Annotated in this window: 20 protein-coding genes; 9 read left to right on the top strand and 11 right to left on the bottom strand. The window is 64.4% G+C overall.

The window, feature by feature from the left end; translation table 11 throughout:
• Positions 1-149 (bottom strand): transposase (locus ACQUSY_RS11015; RefSeq protein WP_428904531.1); only part of this gene is annotated, 149 nt, incomplete at its 3' end.
• A gap of 82 nt (positions 150-231) precedes the next feature.
• Between ACQUSY_RS11015 and ACQUSY_RS11010 the strand changes: the two genes are divergently transcribed.
• From ACQUSY_RS11010 to ACQUSY_RS11000, 3 genes are all read left to right on the top strand, one after another.
• A complete protein-coding gene (locus ACQUSY_RS11010) occupies positions 232-1,296 on the top strand; it encodes an HNH endonuclease signature motif containing protein (protein WP_428904529.1) in 1,065 nt (354 codons plus the stop codon).
• 113 nt (positions 1,297-1,409) lie between these two features.
• Entirely contained in the window at positions 1,410-1,847 is a 438-nt protein-coding gene (locus ACQUSY_RS11005) for a hypothetical protein (protein WP_428904528.1), read from the top strand.
• Between the two features lie 90 nt (positions 1,848-1,937).
• Positions 1,938-3,233: an APC family permease gene (locus tag ACQUSY_RS11000; RefSeq protein ID WP_428904527.1), complete on the top strand. Its 1,296-nt coding sequence runs from the start codon at positions 1,938-1,940 to the stop codon at positions 3,231-3,233.
• Here ACQUSY_RS11000 and ACQUSY_RS10995 read toward each other — a convergent pair.
• The gene (locus ACQUSY_RS10995) at positions 3,214-4,011 is read right to left on the bottom strand and encodes a helix-turn-helix domain-containing protein (protein ID WP_428904526.1); all 798 of its coding nucleotides are present in this window, start codon (positions 4,009-4,011) and stop codon (positions 3,214-3,216) included. The two genes, ACQUSY_RS11000 and ACQUSY_RS10995, sit on opposite strands and share 20 nt — an antisense overlap.
• Positions 4,012-4,181: 170 nt before the next feature.
• Between ACQUSY_RS10995 and ACQUSY_RS10990 the strand changes: the two genes are divergently transcribed.
• Positions 4,182-4,703: a VOC family protein gene (locus ACQUSY_RS10990; protein ID WP_428904525.1), complete on the top strand. Its 522-nt coding sequence runs from the start codon at positions 4,182-4,184 to the stop codon at positions 4,701-4,703.
• Positions 4,704-4,765: 62 nt separating this feature from the next.
• On the opposite strand, the gene ACQUSY_RS10985 is transcribed toward ACQUSY_RS10990, so the two are convergent.
• Together ACQUSY_RS10985 and ACQUSY_RS10980 are read right to left on the bottom strand one after the other, a co-directional pair.
• Entirely contained in the window at positions 4,766-5,683 is a 918-nt protein-coding gene (locus tag ACQUSY_RS10985) for an aldose 1-epimerase family protein (protein ID WP_428904524.1), read from the bottom strand.
• A 98-nt stretch (positions 5,684-5,781) separates the two neighbouring features.
• Positions 5,782-6,366: a putative antibiotic biosynthesis monooxygenase gene (locus tag ACQUSY_RS10980; RefSeq protein ID WP_428904523.1), complete on the bottom strand. Its 585-nt coding sequence runs from the start codon at positions 6,364-6,366 to the stop codon at positions 5,782-5,784.
• Between the two features lie 90 nt (positions 6,367-6,456).
• Here ACQUSY_RS10980 and ACQUSY_RS10975 point away from each other — a divergent pair, with 90 nt between their 5' ends.
• Together ACQUSY_RS10975 and ACQUSY_RS10970 are read left to right on the top strand one after the other, a co-directional pair.
• Positions 6,457-7,368, top strand: a complete 912-nt coding sequence (locus tag ACQUSY_RS10975) for a hypothetical protein (RefSeq protein WP_428904522.1) — start codon at positions 6,457-6,459, stop codon at positions 7,366-7,368.
• Between the two features lie 270 nt (positions 7,369-7,638).
• The gene (locus ACQUSY_RS10970) at positions 7,639-9,912 is read left to right on the top strand and encodes a DEAD/DEAH box helicase (RefSeq protein WP_428904521.1); all 2,274 of its coding nucleotides are present in this window, start codon (positions 7,639-7,641) and stop codon (positions 9,910-9,912) included.
• A gap of 133 nt (positions 9,913-10,045) precedes the next feature.
• Here the strand turns inward: ACQUSY_RS10970 and ACQUSY_RS10965 are convergent, their stop codons facing one another.
• On the bottom strand, positions 10,046-11,176 hold the full coding sequence (locus ACQUSY_RS10965; RefSeq protein ID WP_428904520.1) for an Rv2578c family radical SAM protein: 1,131 nt from the start codon (positions 11,174-11,176) through the stop codon (positions 10,046-10,048).
• A gap of 54 nt (positions 11,177-11,230) precedes the next feature.
• A complete protein-coding gene (locus ACQUSY_RS10960) occupies positions 11,231-12,160 on the bottom strand; it encodes a quinone oxidoreductase family protein (RefSeq protein ID WP_428904519.1) in 930 nt (309 codons plus the stop codon).
• Between the two features lie 98 nt (positions 12,161-12,258).
• Here ACQUSY_RS10960 and ACQUSY_RS10955 point away from each other — a divergent pair, with 98 nt between their 5' ends.
• Entirely contained in the window at positions 12,259-13,197 is a 939-nt protein-coding gene (locus ACQUSY_RS10955; protein ID WP_428904518.1) for a M15 family metallopeptidase, read from the top strand.
• Positions 13,198-13,256: 59 nt separating this feature from the next.
• Here the strand turns inward: ACQUSY_RS10955 and ACQUSY_RS10950 are convergent, their stop codons facing one another.
• The 5 genes from ACQUSY_RS10950 to ACQUSY_RS10930 form a co-directional block, all read right to left on the bottom strand.
• Positions 13,257-14,417 (bottom strand): acyl-CoA dehydrogenase family protein, encoded by a 1,161-nt coding sequence (locus ACQUSY_RS10950; protein ID WP_428904517.1) that lies wholly within the window; start codon positions 14,415-14,417, stop codon positions 13,257-13,259.
• A gap of 161 nt (positions 14,418-14,578) precedes the next feature.
• Complete coding sequence (locus ACQUSY_RS10945) at positions 14,579-15,412, bottom strand: energy-coupling factor transporter transmembrane component T family protein (RefSeq protein WP_428904516.1); 834 nt, start codon at positions 15,410-15,412, stop codon at positions 14,579-14,581.
• Complete coding sequence (locus ACQUSY_RS10940) at positions 15,409-17,124, bottom strand: ABC transporter ATP-binding protein (protein ID WP_428904515.1); 1,716 nt, start codon at positions 17,122-17,124, stop codon at positions 15,409-15,411. Before ACQUSY_RS10940 ends, ACQUSY_RS10945 begins: the two co-directional genes overlap by 4 nt.
• Positions 17,125-17,204: 80 nt before the next feature.
• Entirely contained in the window at positions 17,205-18,110 is a 906-nt protein-coding gene (locus ACQUSY_RS10935; RefSeq protein WP_428904514.1) for a MurR/RpiR family transcriptional regulator, read from the bottom strand.
• A complete protein-coding gene (locus ACQUSY_RS10930; protein ID WP_428904513.1) occupies positions 18,107-19,201 on the bottom strand; it encodes a serine hydrolase domain-containing protein in 1,095 nt (364 codons plus the stop codon). Before ACQUSY_RS10930 ends, ACQUSY_RS10935 begins: the two co-directional genes overlap by 4 nt.
• A 141-nt stretch (positions 19,202-19,342) precedes the next feature.
• Here ACQUSY_RS10930 and ACQUSY_RS10925 point away from each other — a divergent pair, with 141 nt between their 5' ends.
• Both ACQUSY_RS10925 and ACQUSY_RS10920 read left to right on the top strand, forming a co-directional pair.
• Positions 19,343-20,302, top strand: coding sequence for an N-acetylmuramic acid 6-phosphate etherase (locus ACQUSY_RS10925; protein WP_428904512.1), 960 nt, complete (start codon positions 19,343-19,345; stop codon positions 20,300-20,302).
• A 39-nt stretch (positions 20,303-20,341) separates the two neighbouring features.
• Positions 20,342-21,631, top strand: coding sequence for an ABC transporter substrate-binding protein (locus tag ACQUSY_RS10920; protein WP_428904511.1), 1,290 nt, complete (start codon positions 20,342-20,344; stop codon positions 21,629-21,631).
• Positions 21,632-21,660 lie beyond the last annotated feature (29 nt).

The raw sequence follows: 21,660 nt of genomic DNA, 5'->3' as shown, positions 1-21,660 counted from the left end.
CCCTCGAGGAACTGGCGCTTCCAGTTCCCGATGGCCTGCTCCGAGACCTTCTCACGCCGGGCGGCCTCAGCGATCGAGATCTCACCCTGCAACACGGACAACACAATGCGGAGCTTCTTCTCCGCTGGGATCGTCGGGGGACGACTCATAATGATTCAGACCTTTCAATAGGGGCGCTGCCTCAGCAACTAACTACCCCTGCCACATAGTCTGACGCGCGACAATCGCGCCGTGCAGCGACGGATGTCGAATGCGTACGACGTGTACGTCGGGTTTCCGCAAACGTTTGAAGCGCTGCGTACCGGGGTGATTACGTCGCGGCATGTGCAGGAGATTGTGAAGGCGAGCGACGGCCTCCCGGTTGAGGTGCGTCCCGAGTATGAGGCGGCTGCGCTGGAGCGTGCCGCGATCACGACGCCACCGAGGTTAGCGGCGGTGTTGCCGAGTGTCGCGAATCAGATCCACGCGCGCAGCATCTCCGAGCGGCACCAGACCGCGCGCCAGCACCGGTCGGTGAAAGTTCGTGATGTTGCAGATGGCATGGCCGAACTCGTCGCGCTGTTGCCCGCGGTTCTCGCTCACGGCATCCACGACCGACTCACCTCGATCGCGGTCGCTGTCGAGAAAGCCGATCCGGATGATGAGCGGTGTCGTGATGAGATCCGTGCGGATGTCTTCGCTGACATCGCCCTCTCTGGCGCCCCGCTCGGGCACGGTGACGCCCTGGGTGCGATTCGCGCGAACGTGCAGGTCACTGTTCCTGTCACGACCCTCGCTGGCAGCACCGATTCTGATGCTGAGCTGATCGGTGTGGGGCCGATGGACGTGGAGACTGCTCGCTTCCTGGCCGGTGGTGAACCCGGGTGGGATCGTGTGATGACGCATCCCGTGTCCGGTGCCGTTCTTGCCGTTGACCGTTATCGGCCCGGTGAAGACTTGCGGCGCCGGCTTCGGGTGCGTGACGAACACTGTCGCTTCCCGGGGTGTCGCCAGAGCGCGCACCGCTGCGACGCCGACCACGGCCTCGCAGCCGCTGACGGCGGAAAAACACATCTCGATAACCTGGCACTGCTGTGCAAGGGGCATCACCGGATGAAGCACGCTGCCCACTGGCAGGTCGTGCACCAACGCCACGGCATTCTGCACTGGACAAGCCCCAACGGCAACACCTACATCGACACCCCGACGCCGATCCTCCGCTTCTACCCCACAGGGGGAGCGGCAGATGGTGCGCGCTTCAGCGGAACCACGGAAGCCAGCGGCGATAGGTCATCCGGCGACGATCCGCCCGTGTGAGGCCACCGACTGCGCCCGTAACCGAAACCTCCTTCTCCCGAAACCTTCCCCCAAGGCGCACTTCGTGTGGCATCATCAATGCACGACGATCGCAAGAATTTCTCAGGGGCGAAATGATTCAGGGCGGCATCATCGAATTTTTGCAGGCGCTGCGCGCGCGTGAGAGCGACGCGAGCTTCAGCCGGGTGTTGGAGAACCTGGGAGGCAACGCAAAAGTCGACCTCTACACCGACCGTGGCATCGAGGAGAAATTTCTCGCCGTTTCTGATCGGGGCGTCGACTTCCTCGTGCTTGAGGGCGTCCTTCGCACGATCTTTATCTATGCGCGAAAGACGAGATCTCACGAACGCTATGCCGGGTGGCCGTCGCTCGTCGCTGGCATCGACGCCACCTCGTCTCGGGCGGACATTCAGAACGCCCTCGGTGAGCCGATCGCGACCAGCCACGAATTCATCCGATACCGCAACGAACACGGATACCTCCAGTTCGAATTCGACGGTGAGACGCTTTCGATGGCCGTTGTGCTGGCTGAGGTTGTCGACGGCGAATAGCTTCGCTTCGCGCCGGCCAGGTGCACCGAACTTGGCAGGCGCACGAAAATACGTCACCGCGCGTTAACCCCTTCGTGTCACGATGTTTCTGTGCCACTGAAACGCCAACTCACTCTGTCAGACGCAGTGGTTGTCGGCATGGGCTCCATGATTGGCGCTGGTGTATTCGCGGTCTGGGGTCCGGTGCTGTCCGTCGCGGGCAATGCCCTGCTCGCGGCCCTTGCCATCGCCGCAATCGTTGCTTTCTGCAATGCCACGGCGTCAGCGCAGTTGGCGGCCGTACATCCGGTATCCGGCGGAACCTACGCATACGCACGCGCTGAAATCGGTCCCTGGGCCGGATTCATTGCCGGCTGGTGTTTCCTCATCGGAAAGGTTGCGAGTTGCGCTGCCATGGCGATGACCTTCGCCGCCTATGCTGCACCCACCGGCTTCGAGGTTCCGATCGCGGTCCTTGCCGTCGCCGCACTCGTCGTGGTGAACTGCTTCGGCGTCACCCGCACTGCGTTGCTTACACGCATTCTGGTCATCATCAGCCTGATCGGGCTCGCCATCGTCGTTGCGGCCGGTGCCATCGCCGTGACCACCCGACTAACAACGGAGCAGCTCGGCTGGTATTGGTCAGGCGTGGCCACATCGTCGTCTGAACTTGGCATCGAGCCGCTATCCGATCCGACAGCATGGGGTGTGCTGCAGGGTGCCGCACTACTCTTCTTCGCGTTCGCCGGGTACGCCCGCATCGCCACGATGGGTGAAGAAGTGGTCACTCCGCGGCGCACCATTCCACGCGCGATCATCTTTGCGCTCACGGGTGCGGTCATCGTCTACACGCTCGTCGGACTCGCCGTCATACTGACTCTCGGTGCTGACGCCATAGCAACGGCGACCCCCCTCGCCGACGTGCTGACGGTCGCCGGGTGGACCGCCGCATCGCCGATCCTCCACATCGCGGCAGCCACGGCTTCCCTCGGCGCTCTCCTCGCACTTCTCACCGGAATCGGCCGCACGACTTTGGCCATGGCGCGGGAAGAAGACCTGCCGCGATTCCTTGCGGTCGTAGACGAACGCTGGAGCGTGCCACGTCGCGCCGAAATCGCGATCGGCGTCATTGTCATCGCGATCATCCTTGTCGCCGACCTGCGTGGAGCGATTGCCTTCTCATCGTTCGGGGTGCTCCTGTACTACCTCATCGCCAATGTTGCGGCCTTCCGGCAGTCAGGCGACGCACGCCGCTATCCGCGCGCGCTCCAGATCCTCGGCGCCATCGGATGCCTCACCCTCGTTGCGACTCTTCCCGCCGCCGGAATCCTCATCGGCGTGTGCGTCATCATCGCGGGTGTCGTCTACCGCGTGATTCGGATCCGCGTTACTCGCTCGCGCGCGTAGCCGTCTCGCGATAGCCCGTCGGCGTGATCCCCAGCACCACCCGGAAGTCCCGCGTGAGGTGCGCGTGATCGGCGTAGCCCAGTTCCGTCGCGAGCGTCGCAAGATCCCCGTCCGGATGCTCTCTCATCCGCTCGGCCGCTTCTTGCAGCCGCCGACGCCGAATCATGGCTGCAGGCGTCATGCCGACGTAGCGATGCGCGATTCGTTGCAGCGTACGCTCCGACACAGCCAACCGCGCCGCCGCCTCAGCGACCGACCGCGCAGGATGATCACCCATAAACACATCGGTCAGTGCATTGGCGTGCAGATCTGCCGCGCTCGCGGAGCCTGCCCGAGCCGCCAACCACGACGCAACCGCTGACACGGCAGCGGCATGTCGTGCGGAAGCAGGGGACTCCGGAACCATTGCCGCAGACACGGCAGAGAGTACGTCTGCGGCATCGACGGTTCTCATCGTGCCGACAATGTCTGCGGGCGACTCGACGAACGCTGCGACTGCGGCTGGCCGTAACAGCGCGCCAACAGCCCAACCCTCACCGCTCAGCTCTCGATATGACGCCCGCGTCGTCGCTCCAGACAGCGTCACCTGGTCGGGTTCGACGACGAGGTTGAGTGCCGGGTACGCGACGAGATCCTGCCGCGAGATCACGCCGGGCGGGAGGTTCCACTCCGGAATCCAAAACCACACGACGAGATGCGCGACTTCGGGCGGTGGTGGGAGTCGAGTGAATGACGGTAGCCGCGACGGAAACAACACCCCGCGCGACGAATCGATCATGCACACAGGCTAAAGCACGACCCGAGCGCGCGGAACACCCTGCAACCCGCGCCCGCAACCCCGCACCGCGCAACACCGCGAGCGACGCGAACCCAACAACACCGCAAAGCGCTCCAACGTTGTCGCAATTCTTCAAGCGCTCGCACGCCAGCCGCGCGTAGCGTGACGCCATGAGTATTCACGAGCAAAACGAGTCCCCACGCATCGGCGTCACCGGCACCCACACGACGAACGGCCGACCCCACGGATCCAGCACCCTCACGCCGTTCCTCGCAATCCCCGGAGCACGTGAGGCCATGGCCTTCTACGCCGACATCTTCGGAGCCCGCCTCATCGACGCCACGGAGTTCGGTGGCGTCGTGGTGCACGCCGAATTAGCGTTCGAAGACGGCCACCTCCAGATTGGTGAGCCGAGCCCTGAGTACCACCTCGTACCAGCACCAACCGGTGGCGATGACTGCTATTCGATGGGAATCTTTGTCGCCGACGTCGATGACGTCGTCGCCCGCGCAACTGCCGCCGGAGCCGAGGTTCGCGAGGCGCCGAGCAATTTTGTGTCCGGTGACCGCTTCGCGAGTATCCGCGATCCGTTCGGTGTGCGCTGGTCGGTCATGAGCCGTGTTGAAGACCTCTCCGAAGAGGAAAGCACGCGCCGGGTCGCCGAATGGGCGGCGTCGATGAGCGCGGAGTAGCGAGAGCCCGGGGCTATCGCTCGGCGAGTAGCACCGAGTAACCGGCCGCGAGAGCCCGAGCCTCAGCTAGCCGCGTACGTGATGCCCCACTGTGCTTGCCAGTCTTCATCCGGAGCCAGCCAACGCACAGCCTCACCGGTGTTGAACGCATTCGCGGGCGCCGTCATCGGCTCCACCGCGATCGAGACATCCCGATCAGCGTAGGGTCGCGCGGTGTACAGCTGCACGTAGTCGAAGCTCTCATCCTGCCAAAGCGTCACCGTACGTCCAGCGGTATCGCGCAGGGTGTGCGATGCACGTCCAGAGGCGTCGCGTGACAGTCCGGTGTACGCGGTGTCCAGCACGAGGTCGGCCAGCACCTGCCCCGCACGCAAATCGTTCTCGGGGGTCACGGCAGCCGACCCCGTCGGAACCAGCTTGTCGTCGACAACGAAGTATGTGGTTCCGCTCGACGTCACCGTAATCTCACTCGCCGGCGCATCGCCAACGGCTAAGTAGGGGTGGGTGCCGAGGGCAACCGGCGCCGGGCTCGTGCCAACATTGCGAATCGCATGCGTGACGACGATGCCATCCGCAACGAGCGCGTACGTCACCGATGTCTGCAGGTGAAATGGGTACCCGGTCTGCGGAAAGACGTCGGCGCGCAGCGTGACCGACTCCGGCCCATCCGCGACGTCGTACGCAGTGAAACGCAACAGCCCGTGGCTCGCGTTGTCGAGTGCGGGCTCGGTGATCGCCAACTGATACGTCGTGTCGCCCACCGTCCACGTGCCGCCCCGCACCCGATTGGGCCACGGAACCAGCACGATGCCGGAGGCACCGGGTGCCGGGATTCCCGCGGGGAATGACGGAACCACGTCCACGCCGTCGACAGTGAGGTGACGAAGCGAGGCACCCACTTGGGAAATCTGCGCCGAAACGACGCGGCCATCGTGCGAGGCATGCAGGAATACTTGGCGACCGGTGGGATCAAAACTCACGATCTCATCGTATCGGCGCAGTGGCGCCGGGTAGACGGTTCGCGGCTCGCGGCCACACCAACTCCCCGGCCGCCGGCAGGCCCGGCCCCGCCTGCGATCTACTTGTGCAACCAGGGCCGCAGCATGCGGGTGACCCATGGCAGTACCCAGTACGCCATGATCGGCGTCAGGATGAGCGTAGAGATCAGCACGCGCAGCGGCATAGGCAAGACGTCGAAGCCCGGGATGAACCCAAACAGCCACGAAAACAGCAGATTCACCGGGAAGAAGCCCAGCCAGATGCTGACAGCCTGCTTCCATCGCGGAGGTGCGGGTGGAATGACCTGCGCGATCGGCCCCGTCGCCGGGTCGTTGAGCATCGCACCCAGTGGTGCGTCAAACCAGCCTTCAATGCCGGTCCGGCGCTCGGTGCGTACTTCCTTCGCGAATGCGCGGCCGGAGTCCAGCCACCAATTGCGCTGCGACGATTGCTCCCACGCCTCGAGGGTCGCAATGTCGGTGAAGCGGTAAAGCATGTACCAGAGCTCGCTCTCGGCGCCAGCGCGAACCCAGCCTGAACCTAAGAAACCGTCGAATCCAGCAGCCAGGTCAACGCCTGCTTGCATCCAACTTGTTGCCTCGATCGTGCGGGTGGGATCGATCTGGCGCTCGATCGCGACGGTAATCGGATCAGCATGTGCCATGCGTCTATTTCACACTGCGCAGATGTCCGAAAGATTACAAACCCCTGCGCGGCAGGCCAGGCCTGAGAGAAACACACCTAGGCTGACCGCATGCGAGCCACAACGAAGGGCCGAATCGGCGCGGTCGCGCTTGGCGTTGCCGCCGCAGGCCTCGGGCTGCTTCCGTGGTGGATGACCGGCGCCCGACTCCCACTACAGAATCTGTGGGGCACGAACAACACCGATATGCCGTTCGCGCTCGCACCGTTCAGCCAGTACTACGTGCACGCCGTCGCGGCGTACTTCATCGTGGGAGCCGGGCTCGCCGGTCTCATCACGGGCTTCACGCCCGGACTCCGAGCCCGACGCTGGTGGGTCGTGCTGGGAGTGAGCGGACTCCAAGGTATCGCCGTCATCCAGTCCGCTTTTGTCACGCTGCTGGGTCTCAAAGGTAATGGCGAATCGCAACTATACTTCGCCGTCATCTCGACGGGCCTGGCCCTCTGCCTCGTCACGGCCTTTCTGACGTGTGTGCTCTGCAGCCTGGGGTTCGGTTCCGGAACCAAAACGCACGCCGCAGGACGATGGGCATCGCCGGGGTGGCTGATCGGAACCACACTCTTCGTCCTGTTTGTCGGTGGCTGGATCCGCGAGTTGGCTTCGGTAATCGCGCCGCATCAAGACATGTCGATGCTGTCCTCCATCACCCTCTGGGTCACACCCGTCGGCGTCGGATTCGCGGTCGTCATGGTTGGCGTGCATACATCGGGCCGCATCGCCGCGACCGTCGGGGCGCTCGCACTGTTGTGGGTGACGCCGGCCGCGATCACAGCGTCGGCATCCGTGCTGGGCTCGCGCGTGATGCTGAAGGAGTGGCGCGAAGTCCCCGAATACGCGCTGCAGGTGTTCCAGCAATACCTCTTCATGCCAGAACTCTCGCTCCGCCCCATCGTGGTCGCAGCCGTCATCGCCCTGGCCGGGCTCACTCTCCGCTACGTTCTGCAGGGGCGCTCGCGGGGGTAGCGTCCGGGGGCGGAACCGGGAGTTGCGCCGGGCGCAGGACGGACGATTGGGTGCACGGCGCTTTCTCAGACGCCCGTCGGTTAAACTGGACTGTCGGCATTGAGGCAACCGCGTCAGCGGAAAATCTTTTGTGTGAGCCTCAGGGGCCGATGATGTGCACCGATCGGTGCGCGGAACATCACAGGAATGGCCCCGGCCGACGATAGTCCGGGTTACTCGCCTATGCGCGAGCGCTGTTTTCGTGCGACAACTCAAGGACTAATTCACTTCATGCCGAAGAACCACAAATCGGGCGGCTCCCGCGCGCCCAAGAACTACGACCCCCGCTACTCGGAGCGCAAGAAGGCCACGAAGCAGGGCATTGGCCGCTCGCACCGCGGCTACCAGGCTCCCGCCGAAGCCGAGGCGCCGAAGAAGGCACGCTGGTCGGCTGACGACCGCGCCGGTCGCGACCACGCTCGCGGAATCCAGGACAACGCCGCCGGCCGTCCGTCGCGCGACGCTTCGACGCGCGACGACCGTCACGAGCGTGGCGACCTGCGCGACCGCGGCGACGACCGGGGTCGCAGCTACGGCAACGACCGTAACGATCGCGGCGGCCGTAACAACCGCTTCGCCGGTGGCGACCGCAACGAGCGCCCCCGCTTCAACCGCGACGACCGCGGTGACCGTGGCGACCGCTACAACCGCGACGACCGCCCTCGCCAGGACCGTGGCGACCGCGACGTCAACCGTGGCGCACGCCCGGCACGCGATGGCGAGCGTCGTTTCGACCGCGAGCGTCCGGTGTTCCGCGACGGCCCGCGTTCGCGCTTCCAGACCGACGACCGTGGCGACCGCGCCGCACGCGATGGCGAACGTCGTTTCAACCGTGATGACCGCCCGGCCTACAACCGCGACAACAGCACCGACCGTGGCTCGTACAACCGCGACGACCGTGGTGGCCGCGACGGCGAGCGTCGTTTCAACCGCGATGACCGTCCCGCGTACAACCGTGGCGACCGCGACACCCGTGGCTCGTACAACCGCGATGACCGTGCACCCCGCGACGGCGAGCGTCGTTTCGACCGCAACGACCGCGCGGCTCGCAGCGACCGCCCGTCGTTCCGTGATGGCGACCGTTCGCGCTTCAACCGTGACGAGCGTCCGGCACGTGGCCGCGACGAGCGCGCTTCGTACGGTGACCGCCCGGCTCGTGCCGAGCGCCCGTCGTTCCGCGACGACCGCAACGAGCGTCCGCGTGGCGACCGTTCCGACTGGAACAAGACCGAAACCAAGAAGTCGTTCGAAGATCACGAAGATGTCGTACTTGAGCGTCTCGAGGCGCAGGCGGTATCCGCTGACGACGTCGCCGAGACGACGTTCCAGGCACTCGGCCTCGGTGACAACATCGTCCGCGCACTGAGCGAACTCGGCGCTGAGTCGCCGTTCCCGATTCAGGCTGCGACGATCCCCGACATCCTCGATGGTCGCGACACCCTCGGCCGTGGCCGTACGGGTTCCGGCAAGACCATCGCTTTCGGTGCTCCGCTCGTCGAGGCGCTGCTGCGCTCGCGCGCCGGCATCAAGCGTGAGTTCGGCCGCAAGCCGTCCGCAATCATCCTCGCGCCGACGCGCGAGCTCGCTCTGCAGATTGACCGCACCGTGCAGCCGATCGCACGTAGCGTCGGACTCTTCACGACCCAGATTTACGGTGGCGTTCCCCAGGGTCGCCAGGTGGGTGCGCTGCAGAAGGGTGTCGACATCATCATCGGCACGCCCGGCCGCATCGAAGACCTCATCCAGCAGCGCAAGCTCGACCTTTCCGAGGTCAAGTTCGCGGTCCTCGACGAGGCTGACCACATGTGTGAGCTCGGATTCCTCGAGCCCGTGCAACGCATCCTCCGCCAGACGCAGGACGGCAGCCAGAAGCTGCTGTTCTCGGCAACGCTGGACGCCGAGGTCGAAGCCCTCGTCAACGAGTTCCTCGTTGAGCCGGCCGTCTACGAAGTTGCTGGTGAAGATCAGGACTCCGGGACCATCGAGCACCGCGTGCTGATGGTTGAGCACCGCGAGAAGGCTGACATCCTCACCTCCCTGGTCGACCGCGAAGGCAAGACCCTCGTCTTTACCCGCACCCGCGCATACGCAGAAATGCTGACCGAGCAGTTCGAAGACGCCGGCATCCCGGCCGTCGCACTGCACGGAGACCTGAACCAGGCCAAGCGCACGCGCAACCTGCAGCGTATGACCTCGGGTCGCGTCGACGTGCTCGTCGCAACCGACGTCGCCGCTCGCGGTATCCACGTTGATGACATCGACCTGGTGGTTCAGGCTGACGCCCCCGACGAGTACAAGACGTACATGCACCGCTCGGGCCGCACGGGCCGTGCCGGCAACAGCGGACGTGTCGTGACGCTCATCCCGCGTCAGCGCCGCCGCCGCATGACCGAACTCCTTGACCGCGCCGAGATCGAAGCACCCTTCGACGAGGCTCGCGCCGGTGACGACGTGATCGAAGAGATCGCAGGTCGCTCGGCAACGCTTGAGGAAATCACGGCGTAACCAGTTCTACACACCGGTGGCCCGCTCAGATTCGTCTGGGCGGGCCACCGGTGTTTTCGGAGTTGCCAGCTGTGCCCACTGCGCCCACTGCGCCCGCGTTCTTGCCTAATCCCGGCTGCGCCCGCCGCCCCGACTAGAACAGCATCGCGGGCCCCTCGGGATTCGGCACGAGTCGCCCGGTCGCGCGCACCGGCGTCATCCCTGATCGTGCCGATATGCGCCCCGCACTGCTGCCATCCCCAACAGCGCCGCGCCGACCGCTCGAAACGCCACCCGCACGCGCCGGCCGCACACCGTAGTCGTCGTCCTCGAACGCGGCGAGACCGTGCGCGCGAAGAAGCGGACGAATCCGCCGCCCGAGCCACTGCCGATACGCTTTCGGTGCGGCGGCAGACATGCCCGGGTACAACCCCGCGTACGATGACACGAGATCTGGCCGCTCTCGTTCGAGCCACTGCATGAACCACGGCTTCACCCCGGGCCGGAGGTGCAGGGCGCCCCACGTCACACCACTCGCGCCCGCCGCCTTGATCTGTGCGAGCGCATCGTCCAACGACTCCAGTGAGTCGGTCAGGTGCGGCATGATCGGCATCAAAAACACCCGCACCCGAAATCCTGCTTCGACGGCAGCACGAACAGTCGCCAACCGAGCGGCTGCCGTCGGCGTGCCCGGCTCGACGCTGTGCTGCAGGGCATCATCGAAAACGGCAATCGACATCGCAATCGACACCGGCACTTCGCGCGCGGCATCCACGAGCATCGGGAGGTCTCGCCGCAACAGCGTGCCCTTCGTCAGAATCGCCAACGGGGTTCCGCTCCCCGCCAGGGCATCAATGATTCCGGGCATCAGGGCGTACCGACCCTCCGCGCGCTGATACGGGTCGGTATTCGTACCGAGATGCACGCGCTCCCGCCGCCACGACGCCCGCGAAACCTCTCGCCGCACAACGTCGGCGATGTTCACCTTCACAACCACTTGATTGTCAAAGTCAGACCCAGCGTCGAGTTCGAGATACTCGTGCGTGCCGCGCGCAAAACAGTAGACGCAGCCGTGCGAGCAGCCGCGATAGGGATTGATCGTCCAGTCGAACATCATGCGCGAAGACGACGGCACACGGTTCAACGCCGACCGCGCCAGCACCTCGTGAAACGTGACGCCAGCGAATTCCGGCGTCGTGACAGACCGAATGAAACCACCCAGCTGCTCCATGCCGGGCAAGGCATTGTCATCGACAGCGCCGAGTTGTTGACCGTTCCACCGCATGAAGCAATAGAACACCCGTACTAACCAAAAGTCAACCCACTATCGAACAAAAATCTACGATACTTCGAGCACGACCTTGCCCTGCGGGTGGCCAAACTCTAAAAACTCGAAGGCGGCCACGACGTCTTGAAGCGCAAACGTCGACGCCACCGCATAAGAAATGGCGCCCGACGCAACATCGGCGGCAAGTGAAGCCAAGAACCCGATATCGCGCGTCGTCGTGGTCGTCGAAATGGCCCCGAACCGCTCGGCAACCTCATCGCCGGCAATCGTCACGAGCGCGTGCGCGTCAACCGCCGTCGCTGCGGCCAGCGTCTCCTCGCCCACCGTGTCGTAGACAGCCGAAAGAACGTCGCCACCGACAGCCTCCCGCAACCGCTCGGCAAGCCCCGCGCCATACTCCACCGGCTCCACCCCAAGCCCGCGCGCCCGCTCAAAATTCCGAGCGCTCACTGTGCCCAGCACCCGAAGCCCTGCCCGTACGCCCCACTGCGAAACGAGGCTGCCCACCATGCCGGTCGCGCCAGAAACCAAGATCGTGCCCGAGGTAGGAAGCGCCAGCGCATGCACCAACGCGTTTGCGGCAAATGCCGGCGTCGCGAGCGATCCTGCCTGCGCAAATGACAACCCCTCCGGCACGCGCACCAGGTTCGCCGCGCGCACGACCGCGTATTCGCGCATCGTATTCACGCCCCAACCCAGCACCGCATCCCCCGCCTGCACCGTGGTTCCGTCAGCAAAAACCGCACCCTCACCGACGGCAGAAACGACACCAGCAACGTCGCCACCGATCCCGCGCGGAAAAGCCGCATCCCGCGGCGCACGCCCCGACAGCACCTTAGCGTCGTACGGGTTCAGCCCCACCGCACGCACCTGCACCAGTACGCGTTCCTCACCCGGAACCGCAACAGGAACCTCCGCAATGCGCAGAACGGACGGCGCGCCCACTTCGTCGTAAACCACGGCCTTTTGCAGAGTCGTCATGCTTCGATCATGTCACTGCGAAACGTCCCACGGAATGGGTACGCTGGCATATACCGAGTGTTGCCCGAGGCGCTCGACATGATTTCCGAGATAATCCCATGTACTCTCCGTTCCCCGCCGCGCGCCATCATGCGCGGTCTCGGCGTGCCGCCATTGTGGTGGCATCGGTGGGGCTCGCCGCCGTCATTGTCGGCGCAGCGATCGGCATGGCTGCCCGTTCGTCAACGCCCACTGCCGGTCCCGACCAGTCGCCGCCACGGCCGCAGGCCGTCGCGAGTTTGCCGGTGCCAGAAATCAGCGCGGTGCCGGCCACCGCCTTCATTTGTTCTCTCCCGTCGATGACCGATGCGCTCGCCACAGCCAACGTCACCGACGTGATTGCCGCGACCGGCGGAGTCGAGCAGTTCCGCCGCGCCGTCGTGGTAGGCACTCACAAGTGCGTGTTGCCTGACGACCCTGCCACGGTGTGGTTTGTCGTTAATAAGGCGCGCCCCTTCCCCGATACGTCGTGGCAGCCGAATGACCTCGTGCAGCCAGCAACGCAGGCCGCTGGCTCACCGCATCTCCGCGCCGAGGCCGCCGCGGCTTTCGATGCGCTGGTCACCGCAGCGCAAAATGAGGGTGCCGGAACCATTGCGCTGAACAGTGGGTTCCGTTCGTTTACGACGCAGGTCGCGTCGTACTCCTCCCAGGTCGATGCCGCAGGTCAAGTCGAGGCCGACCACCAGAGCGCCCGCCCCGGCCACAGCGAACACCAAACCGGACTCACCGCCGACATCGTGCCGTGTGGCAATGGCTGCGGAACCCTCGACGACTTCGGTTTCAGCGCACAGGGCGCGTGGGTGGCAGAAAACGCGTGGCGATTCGGCTGGATCACCCGCTACGAAGACGGCTCCACCGGCATCACCGGCTACACGTCAGAACCGTGGCACTTGCGCTACATCGGCGTCGAACTTGCGACGCTCTACCACGAGGGCGGCTACCACACGCTTGAAGAGTTCTTCGGGCTCCCGGCAGCCCCCGACTACATCGGCTGAGCGACGACAAAACAAAGCGGGCCCGGCCCGAAGGCCGAACCCGCTGATGTGTTGAAGACTTAGCCCTTCGCGAGCTGGCGTCCGACGATCTCACGCATGATTTCGTTGGTGCCGCCGTAGATGCGGTGCACACGGGCGTCGAGGAAGGCGCGGGCGATGTCGTACTCGGTGATGTAGCCGTAGCCACCGTGCAGCTGCACACCCTGGTCGAGAACTTCCCATTCGCGCTCGGTTGCCCAGATCTTGACCTTGGCGGCCTCTTCCGGCGTGAGCTTCTTTTCGCCGTAGAGCTCGATCGCGCGGTCGACGTACGCCCACAGCGACTCGACCGTGATCTGCATGTCTGCGAGACGGAAGTAGGTGTTCTGGAAGCCGAGGATAGGCTGGCCGAACGCCTCGCGGCTCTTCGCGTAGTCGAGCGTCCACAGGAAGCCTGCCTCGGCGGCAGCCGCCGCAGAGACACCGATCGAGAGGCGCTCGAGCGGGAGGTTGCGCATCAGCTGGATGAAGCCGTGGCCCTCTTCGCCGCCGATGAGGTTCTCTTCCGGCACGAAAACGTCAGAGAACGAGAGCTCTGCGGTGTCGTGCCCGTGGAAGCCCATCTTGTTGAGCTTCTTGCCGTGGTCGAAGCCCTCCATGCCGTTCTCGATGAGAATGAGCGAGAACGCGTCCGGACGGTTGCCCTCGCCGGTCTTCACAAACGTGACAACAAGGTCAGCCGTCTTGCCTGATGAAATGAAGGTCTTCGCGCCGTTGACGATGTAGCCGCCGTCAACCTTCTTGGCGGTGGTCTTGATACCGCGCAGGTCGCTACCAGCACCCGGCTCGGTCATCGCGAGTGCACCGATGATTTCACCGGTTGCCATGCCCGGCAGCCACTTGGCCTTCTGGGCGTCGGTGCCGAAGTGCGCGAGATAGGGAACCGCCAGGTCGTCCTGGATGCCGAAGGCGCCGGCGAGCGAGCCGAGGCCAGCACGAATCGTCTCTTCGTTGACGATCGTGCGGAAGCGGTAGTCCTGCAGCATGCCGGCGCCACCGAACTCCTCGGGAACCGAGAGGCCGATGATGCCCGACTCGCCGGCCGCGAGCATCGTTTCGCGGTCAACCTCGCCGTTCGCTTCCCAACGCTCGCGCGCTTCGATGGTTCCGTAGCGCTTTACGAACTGCTTGACGACGTCGCGGAATGCTTCGTGGTCCTCATCAAAAATCTTGCGGTCCATGCCGGATCCTTCCTCAGAAAGCTGTCGCGGCGTCACTGCCGCATGCCCAAATTCTAAGGCGATTGCGTCGCGAAAGACAGGGTTCTGTGAAATTCCGTCTCAAACAACGTGAAACTCAGTGCCACGCCTTGTGGAGACCCGCAAAGTCTCCCAGAAACCACTCAGGACCAGGGATGACAGACCGCGAAGATCGCCACCGTGATCACAAGTGACAGCGCGACGAACCAGAAATCACGGGCGCGAAGCGGAACCTCGTGGCGCTCGGTGCGCGTCGGGTGCGCACCGAAGGCGCGGGAGTCCATTGCGAGGGCGACGCGCTCCGCGTGACGGATCGCGCCGGCCATGAGAGGCAGTGTGTAGCCCCAACCGCGCGCGATCGCCGCGATCGGACCCCGACCACCGTGTCGACCGCGCACACGGTGTGCCGAGCGAATGATCGACAGCTCATGCTTGAAGCGCGGCACGAACCGATACGCGGCCAGCGCCGTGTAGCCGATGCGGTACGGCAGCTTGAGGTACTGCACGGCCGAGCGCACGAGATCCGGCCCCGACGTGGTCACACCCGCAATAAGCGACACCGCAATGAGCGAGGCCAAGCGCAGCGCCGCCGCGAAACCCTGCTCGATCGCGCCGTTCGTGATCGCGAGCGAACCGATGGTGAACACCGTCGAGCCGCCGACCTGTGACGTGTCCATCCACAGCGTGAGCCCGGCACCCGTGACGAGCACCGCGAGCGGAAACGCGACGAATAGCGTGATGGTGAGCGCCTTCGTCATGCGCGCCCCGGTCAGCAGCACGAGATACGACAGCGCCAAGAACGCGAGAGGCGTATCAATATCGCGGACGAACAGCAGAGCGATCGCCGGAACCACGGGAGCGGCAAGTTTCGCGAGCGGATTGATGTGGTGCAGATAACGCCACGCGGGTGCCTGCTCGGTGGTCTGAAAAACGTCGAGCGACCCGGTGGTGTACGCCGCGGGAGCCGGAATCGTCATGCGTCCGCCCCTGCCTGTGCCAGATCCGAGATGCGCCACACATCCGCGTAGTCAGCGCGGGACTGCATCGCACGCTGCACGGGCGGCACGCGCAGCCCGGCGGCCTCGAGCGCCGCGGGCTGAGCCCACACATCACGCGTAGTTCCGGAAGCAATCACACGTCCCGCGGCGAGTGCGATCGTGTGCGTCGAGTAATCAGCCACTAGCTGCATGTCGTGCGTCACCACCAGAATCGTGGTTCCGTCGTTCTGCAATTCGCGCAGCAGGTCGAGCAGTTCGTGCGCACGGGCGCGATCCTGGCCGAACGTCGGCTCATCAAGCGCCAGAATGCGAGCGCCCGACAGCAGGGCGGTGCCCACCGAGAGGCGCCGCTTTTGTCCGCCAGAAAGCAAGAACGGGTGCATGCCGGCTTTGTCGGCGAGTCCGAACCGCTCCAGCATCGCCTCCGTGCGCTCGCGCACTTCGGCTTCGGGGCGCTTGCGGGCACGCAGTTCATACGCCAGCTCGTCGAACACCGTCGCGGTCATGAACTGGTGCTCGGGGTTCTGAAATACAAAGCCAATGCGATCCGCGATGACGCGCGCCCGTGCCTTCGCCGGGTCAATACCGGCGATCGAAACGACGTTCTTGGGTGGGCGCATCACCCCACACATCAACTGCAACAGTGTGGTCTTGCCAGCACCATTCGCGCCCACAATGGCCGTGAAGGACTGCTCGACGATGTCGAGGGAAACGTCGCTCAGCACCGACATGTGTTCGCGCTCGAACGTCAGGTTTCTGACCTGGGCGACGACCGGCGCGGGCGGCACCTGCGCGACAGCGGGGGAGTTGATCGTGGTGCGCGGAGGCAACGCTGCGGCTAGTTCGCTCGCGGTCAGCGGGAGCGGATCGATCGCCATGCCACGCTCGCGCAACGTGAGTGCCGCCAGGGTTGCCTCAGGCAACCACACGCCCAAGGCGTTCAACTCGTCGGCGCGCTCACGAAGAATCTGCTCCGGGGTTCCGTCATGGGCCACCCGCCCCGCCTCATCAAGGACCAGCACACGCGTGACGAAACCCATCGCGGCGTCGAGGTTATGCTCGACGAGGATGATGGCCTGCTCGCCGTCGGCGACCAGGTCTGCCAGAGCGGCGTACACCTCATCGATACCCTGCGGGTCGAGATTGGCGGTGGGTTCATCCAGGACGAGCACGGGAGCGCCCATCGCGAGGGCGCACGCGATAGCGAGACGTTGGCGGCCACCACCGGAGAGTGCATCAGGGTTAGCGCGGCGCCGATCCCACAGGCCAACTTTGCGCAGGGCTGCCTCGACCTTGGCATGAATGGTGGGTACAGGTAACAGGAGGTTCTCGAGCCCGAAGGCAACTTCGTCATAGACGGAACCGGTGACGAGTTGGGCATCGGGGTCTTGGAAGACCATCGCGACGTGCGGGGACAGTTGAGCGGGCGTTGCCGCGGGGGCCGTCAGAGCGTCAATCTCAACCGTGCCGGAGATGTCGGCGGGGATGTCATGCGGAATCAACCCATTGAGTGCCAAGGTCAGCGTGGATTTACCCGCACCGCTCGGCCCCAGAATGAGCAGGACATCTCCAGGGAAAACGTCGAAGCTGACCCCCTGCGGCGCCGGTGCAGCGTTGCCGGTGTGAGTGATCGTCAGATCGCGCACGCGCAGGAGCGGGGGTGGTGGTGCGGTGGCTTCGGGCACAGTCATCTCAGCGAATAAGGAAGGGGACCCTTACACGCTACTGCCCGGGGATGAGAGTCGCCACAACGCGCACGCCTCCTCGGCGATTAGGGTGCCGGGTCGGTCGAGGTTGAGGGGTGGTGATTGACGCTCAATCGGTGGGGCTGCACGGCCTCGTAGGTGCGGCGCAGCGAGGTGGCTGCGCGATCGAGCTGGCTCTGTAGGAGGCGCACAACGAGAAAGTCGACGAGCGCCATTTGCGCAATGCGGCTGGCCGTCGCCCCGGAACGCAGAGGCGTCTCACGCGCCGACGTGGTGAGCACATGATCGGCCAGTTCGGCCAACGGCGAATCTGGAAAATTCGTGATCGCAACCGTCGTGGCACCGGCAGCTCGAGCGATTTCCAGCGCCTGATACGTCTCGACGGTGAGGCCGGAGTGGGAGATACCGATGGCGACAGAGGTGGGACTGCTCAGCGCGACCGAGGTGAGCGCCAAGTGCGCGTCGACCCAGAAGTAGGTGGTCAAGCCGAATCGGTGCAGTTTTTGGTGCAGGTCCTGGCCGGTGAGTCCGCTGGAGCCGGCACCAATGATGTCAATGCGAGACGCGGCGCTGATGGCCGCAACAATCGCGTCGAGCGCTTCGAGATCGAGACCCCTGGCCGTCTCTTCGACCGCACGAACCTCTTGATACGCCACTTTATTGACGACATCGAATGCGCTGTCTTCGGGGTCGATGTCGGCGTCGGCCACGCGAAAGTGCTCGCGCGCTGCCTCTTCGCGACTGCTCGCAGAAACCAGCGCCAGGCGGAACTCTTTGTATCCGCTGTACCCAACGGCCTGACAAAAACGCGCCACGCTGGCCTGCGAGGTTTCACACAGACTCGCCAACTCGGTGATGGTGCACCCGGCCACCACGCCGGGGTTGTCTAACACGAAGGTGGCGATGCGCTTCTCCGTCTTGCGTAGCGACGGTAACCGCTGGCGTAGCGAGATGAAGACATCTGCGGTCATTCTGGCTCCTCGGCGTGTGCGATGGCATCGGCGATGGTGGCACGCAAAACACGAAGATCCGTTCCGTCGCGAGAGGGGTGCACACGGTTTGACAGAAATACTACTGAACGGTCGCCGTCAGGCTGGGTGATCAGGCTGGTTCCGGTGAAACCGGTGTGCCCGATCGCACCGCTGTCCGCCCATGCCCCCATCCATGCGCGATCACTCACGCGTGCACCCATCGCCTGCCCGTAGCCGGGGTGGTTTGCGATTGCGGCGGGCAGTTGATCGGTGGTGAGCGCCGCATGAACCCACGGCGCCAGAACTGTGCGGCCGTTGTGTGCGCCGTCGTTGCGCAGCAGTTCTGCAAACGTCAGCAGCTGGCGAGCCGAGCTGAACAGCCCGGCGTTTCCGGCGATCCCGCCGAGCGCCCACGACGCCTCATCGTGAACGTGGCCGTGCACGAGGCCGCGAGCCGGCACGCGTTGAAACTCGGTTGCAGCAATCGGCTCACCCACAGCGCGAGCGGATGGCGTGAATCCGGTGTGGGTCATTCCGAGCGGCTCGAAGATCGCGCGCTGCATGCTCTCATCGAGCCGTTCGCCGGTGATTGCCTCGGCGATGAGCCCGGCCCAGATGTAGCCGACGCAGGAATAGAGGTGGGTCGAGCCGGGCGAAAACTGCGGCCGCGTCGCGCGAAACCGGTCGGCGCTCGCCGCATCTGGCGCGGCATCCCGCCACTCGGCGGCAAAGCCTGCGGTGTGGGTGAGGAGGTGCGCAACGGTGATGTCGCGTGCAGCCCCCGCCTCAAGTTCCGGAACAAAGCGGTGCGCGGGTGCATCGGGGCGCTCATTGCTGTGATCGAGGGCGATCAGCACGGTCGCGGCCGTGAAGAGCTTGGTGAGAGAGGCGACGTCGAACAACGTGTCGACGGTGATGGAGTTGCTTTCACCCGACCACGGGGTGCGGGCATCGTCAGCCCATGCGATGGTCTCGCCGACGCACTCCTGAGTGGTCACGACCCCGTTCTCGGCGGCCATCACGACCGCGCCGGAGAATGTCGGAACCACGCCATAACGCGCTATCGAGAGTAGATCGCGGACGCGTGCCATGACCCCATGGTTGCACAAACCGCGCCTTTCAGAAAAAAATCTCCAAGAGACTTCCATTTTCTGAAACTTTTATACATACTCATATTCAACGACACGGCCGTCGGGCGCGTGGCGACAATTCGATGGGGGATTCCAAGCGGTATGGGTAGGACAGACCAGGCACAGAGTGGGGCATTTGACCCGACCCTCGAGGGTGACGCGCTGCTGCCCGCGACCGAACGGCGCCTCGAATCATCGCTCGGCATCGACGAACTGACGACGGCAGAATTCTTAACCCTGTTGAACGAGCAGGATCGCACTGCGATCGATGCGGTGGCTGCGGTTATTCCGCAGGTCGCCGAGCTGGTCGAGATCGCCGCCGCTCGTTTTTTGCAGGGCGGACGCATCCACTATTTCGGCGCCGGAACCTCCGGCCGCCTGGCGGTGCTCGATGCCGCAGAACTGCTGCCGACGTTCAACCTCGAACCCGACTTGGTCGTGGCGCACATCGCCGGAGGCGAGCAGGCTCTCATTCGCGCCGTCGAAGACGCCGAAGACTCCCAGCAGGAGGGTCGCCAAGCGGCAGCCGGCCTCGGCCCCCTCGACGTCGCCATTGGCCTTACCGCGTCGGGAAACACCCCCTATGTCGGTGGAGCGCTGTCGGCGGCGCGCGAAGCGGGCAGCGTTACCGCGCTGGTTTCCTGCAACGAGTTCGCCTCCCTGGCTCCCCTGGCCGATTTCAATGTCGTGCTGCACACGGGGGCAGAGGTGATCACCGGTTCCACTCGCCTGAAAGCGGGAACCGCGGAGAAGCTCGTGCTCAACGGATTCTCGACCGCGCTCATGGTCGCCGTCGGTCGCACCTGGTCAAACCTGATGGTCTCGGTCGTGGCCACAAACGAGAAGCTTCGTCGCCGCACCATCCGCATCCTGATGCAGGCGACGTCCCTCGACGAACAGGCCGCCCGCGAGGTTTTGGCCCGGTGCGATGGTGAACTTAAGGTAGCCATCGTTGCAACGATCGCCCGTGTCGATCCCGAGCACGCGCGTTCCGCTCTCGCCGACGCACAACAATCCGTGCGCGACGCGTTGCGCCTGCTTGACGCGCCCCCACGTTCCTAACACTTATCCCGCACCATCACAGAATCAAAGGAGAAACAGATGAGGCAACGATCACTAGCCGTCGGCGCGATCGCCCTGAGTTCCGCATTGTTGCTGAGCGCATGTGCACCCAGCGCATCCAGCGGCGGATCGGCCGACCCGAGTGCCGAAGAGGTTACCCTGACCGTTTGGTCGTGGCGCACCGAAGACATCGAGAAGTACAACAAGATTTTCGACGTCTACGAAGAAGCGCACCCCGGCGTCACGGTCGAGTTCGAGGCATTCCAGAACACGGAATACAACCAGATCCTCACGACGGGCCTGGCCGGCAGCGACGGACCCGACATCCCGATGGTTCGCGCCTACGGTCAGCTGCAGCCGAACATCGAAGCCGGTCAGCTCGAGTCCATTGATGGCAAGGTTGAGGGGCTCGACGCCATCGCACCCAGCGTTCTGGCTGGAGCCAAGGGCAAGGAAGACGGCAAGACCTACGCGGTTCCACTGGCCACCCAGACCCTGCAGATGTTCTACAACAAAGGCATCTTTGAAGAACACGGTCTCGAAGTTCCGACCACGTGGGATGAGTTCATCGCGCTGAACACGGAACTGAAGGACGCCGGCATCACGCCGATGGCGCTCGGTGCAAAGGACGCGTGGATTCTGCCGATCTTCGCCGATATCGTGGGTTCGGCCCGCTACGGCGGAACCGACTTTGAAGCGGCTGTCTTGGACGGCAGCAAGGACTTCACCGACGCCGACTATGTGGCGTCGCTGCAGGTCGTCTCCGACATGCAGGAGTTCATGGTCCCTGACGTCGTTGGCGTGAGCTACGCCGACAGCCAGATTCAGTTCACCTCGGGCCAGGCGGCGCAGTTCCCGGGTGGATCGTTCGAGATCGCCACGTTCACGACCCAGGCTCCCGACATGGAGATCGGTTCGTACCAGGTGCCGCTGCCCCCGCAGGCTGTGTCGGACACCCCGGTGAGCCCCGCCTACGCAGACGGAAACTTCGCAATCAACTCGAAGTCGAAGAACAAGGACGCAGCGTTTGAGCTGCTGAACTGGATGGCGACGGCAGAATTCGGACAGCTCGTCGCAGATGAACTGAACCAGTTCTCGGCCATCCCCGGTGTTGATTACGCCGACCCGGTCATGAGAGAAGCATGGTCGAACTACCAGGACGGCCCCGCGTCGTACCTGCTCCTGGTGAACTTCCGCTACGGCGAGCCGCAGGGCACCGCCGTCTTGGGTGAGCAGATCCAGAAGATGTTCATGGGCGACGCCGACCCGACGTCAGCCGCAACCGCACTGCAGACCGGTGTCTCGCAGTGGTTCACGCCGACCCCGTAGTCGACGTCGCTTCATAGGAGGAAATGAGG

Origin of the sequence: Microbacterium daqui, assembly GCF_050408675.1 — a bacterium.
Classification (GTDB): Bacteria; Actinomycetota; Actinomycetes; order Actinomycetales; family Microbacteriaceae; genus Microbacterium.
This window is presented reverse-complemented; position numbering and strand designations above follow the sequence as displayed.

Coding starts and splice junctions, on each gene's coding strand:
- ACQUSY_RS11005 (WP_428904528.1), top strand. CDS start 1,410: ATGATTCAGGGCGGCATCATCGAATTTTTGCAGGCGCTGCGCGCGCGT.
- ACQUSY_RS10995 (WP_428904526.1), bottom strand. CDS start 4,011: ATGATCGATTCGTCGCGCGGGGTGTTGTTTCCGTCGCGGCTACCGTCA.
- ACQUSY_RS10990 (WP_428904525.1), top strand. CDS start 4,182: ATGAGTATTCACGAGCAAAACGAGTCCCCACGCATCGGCGTCACCGGC.
- ACQUSY_RS10980 (WP_428904523.1), bottom strand. CDS start 6,366: ATGGCACATGCTGATCCGATTACCGTCGCGATCGAGCGCCAGATCGAT.
- ACQUSY_RS10975 (WP_428904522.1), top strand. CDS start 6,457: ATGCGAGCCACAACGAAGGGCCGAATCGGCGCGGTCGCGCTTGGCGTT.
- ACQUSY_RS10970 (WP_428904521.1), top strand. CDS start 7,639: ATGCCGAAGAACCACAAATCGGGCGGCTCCCGCGCGCCCAAGAACTAC.
- ACQUSY_RS10965 (WP_428904520.1), bottom strand. CDS start 11,176: ATGCGGTGGAACGGTCAACAACTCGGCGCTGTCGATGACAATGCCTTG.
- ACQUSY_RS10960 (WP_428904519.1), bottom strand. CDS start 12,160: ATGACGACTCTGCAAAAGGCCGTGGTTTACGACGAAGTGGGCGCGCCG.
- ACQUSY_RS10955 (WP_428904518.1), top strand. CDS start 12,259: ATGTACTCTCCGTTCCCCGCCGCGCGCCATCATGCGCGGTCTCGGCGT.
- ACQUSY_RS10950 (WP_428904517.1), bottom strand. CDS start 14,417: ATGGACCGCAAGATTTTTGATGAGGACCACGAAGCATTCCGCGACGTC.
- ACQUSY_RS10945 (WP_428904516.1), bottom strand. CDS start 15,412: ATGACGATTCCGGCTCCCGCGGCGTACACCACCGGGTCGCTCGACGTT.
- ACQUSY_RS10940 (WP_428904515.1), bottom strand. CDS start 17,124: ATGACTGTGCCCGAAGCCACCGCACCACCACCCCCGCTCCTGCGCGTG.
- ACQUSY_RS10935 (WP_428904514.1), bottom strand. CDS start 18,110: ATGACCGCAGATGTCTTCATCTCGCTACGCCAGCGGTTACCGTCGCTA.
- ACQUSY_RS10930 (WP_428904513.1), bottom strand. CDS start 19,201: ATGGCACGCGTCCGCGATCTACTCTCGATAGCGCGTTATGGCGTGGTT.
- ACQUSY_RS10925 (WP_428904512.1), top strand. CDS start 19,343: ATGGGTAGGACAGACCAGGCACAGAGTGGGGCATTTGACCCGACCCTC.
- ACQUSY_RS10920 (WP_428904511.1), top strand. CDS start 20,342: ATGAGGCAACGATCACTAGCCGTCGGCGCGATCGCCCTGAGTTCCGCA.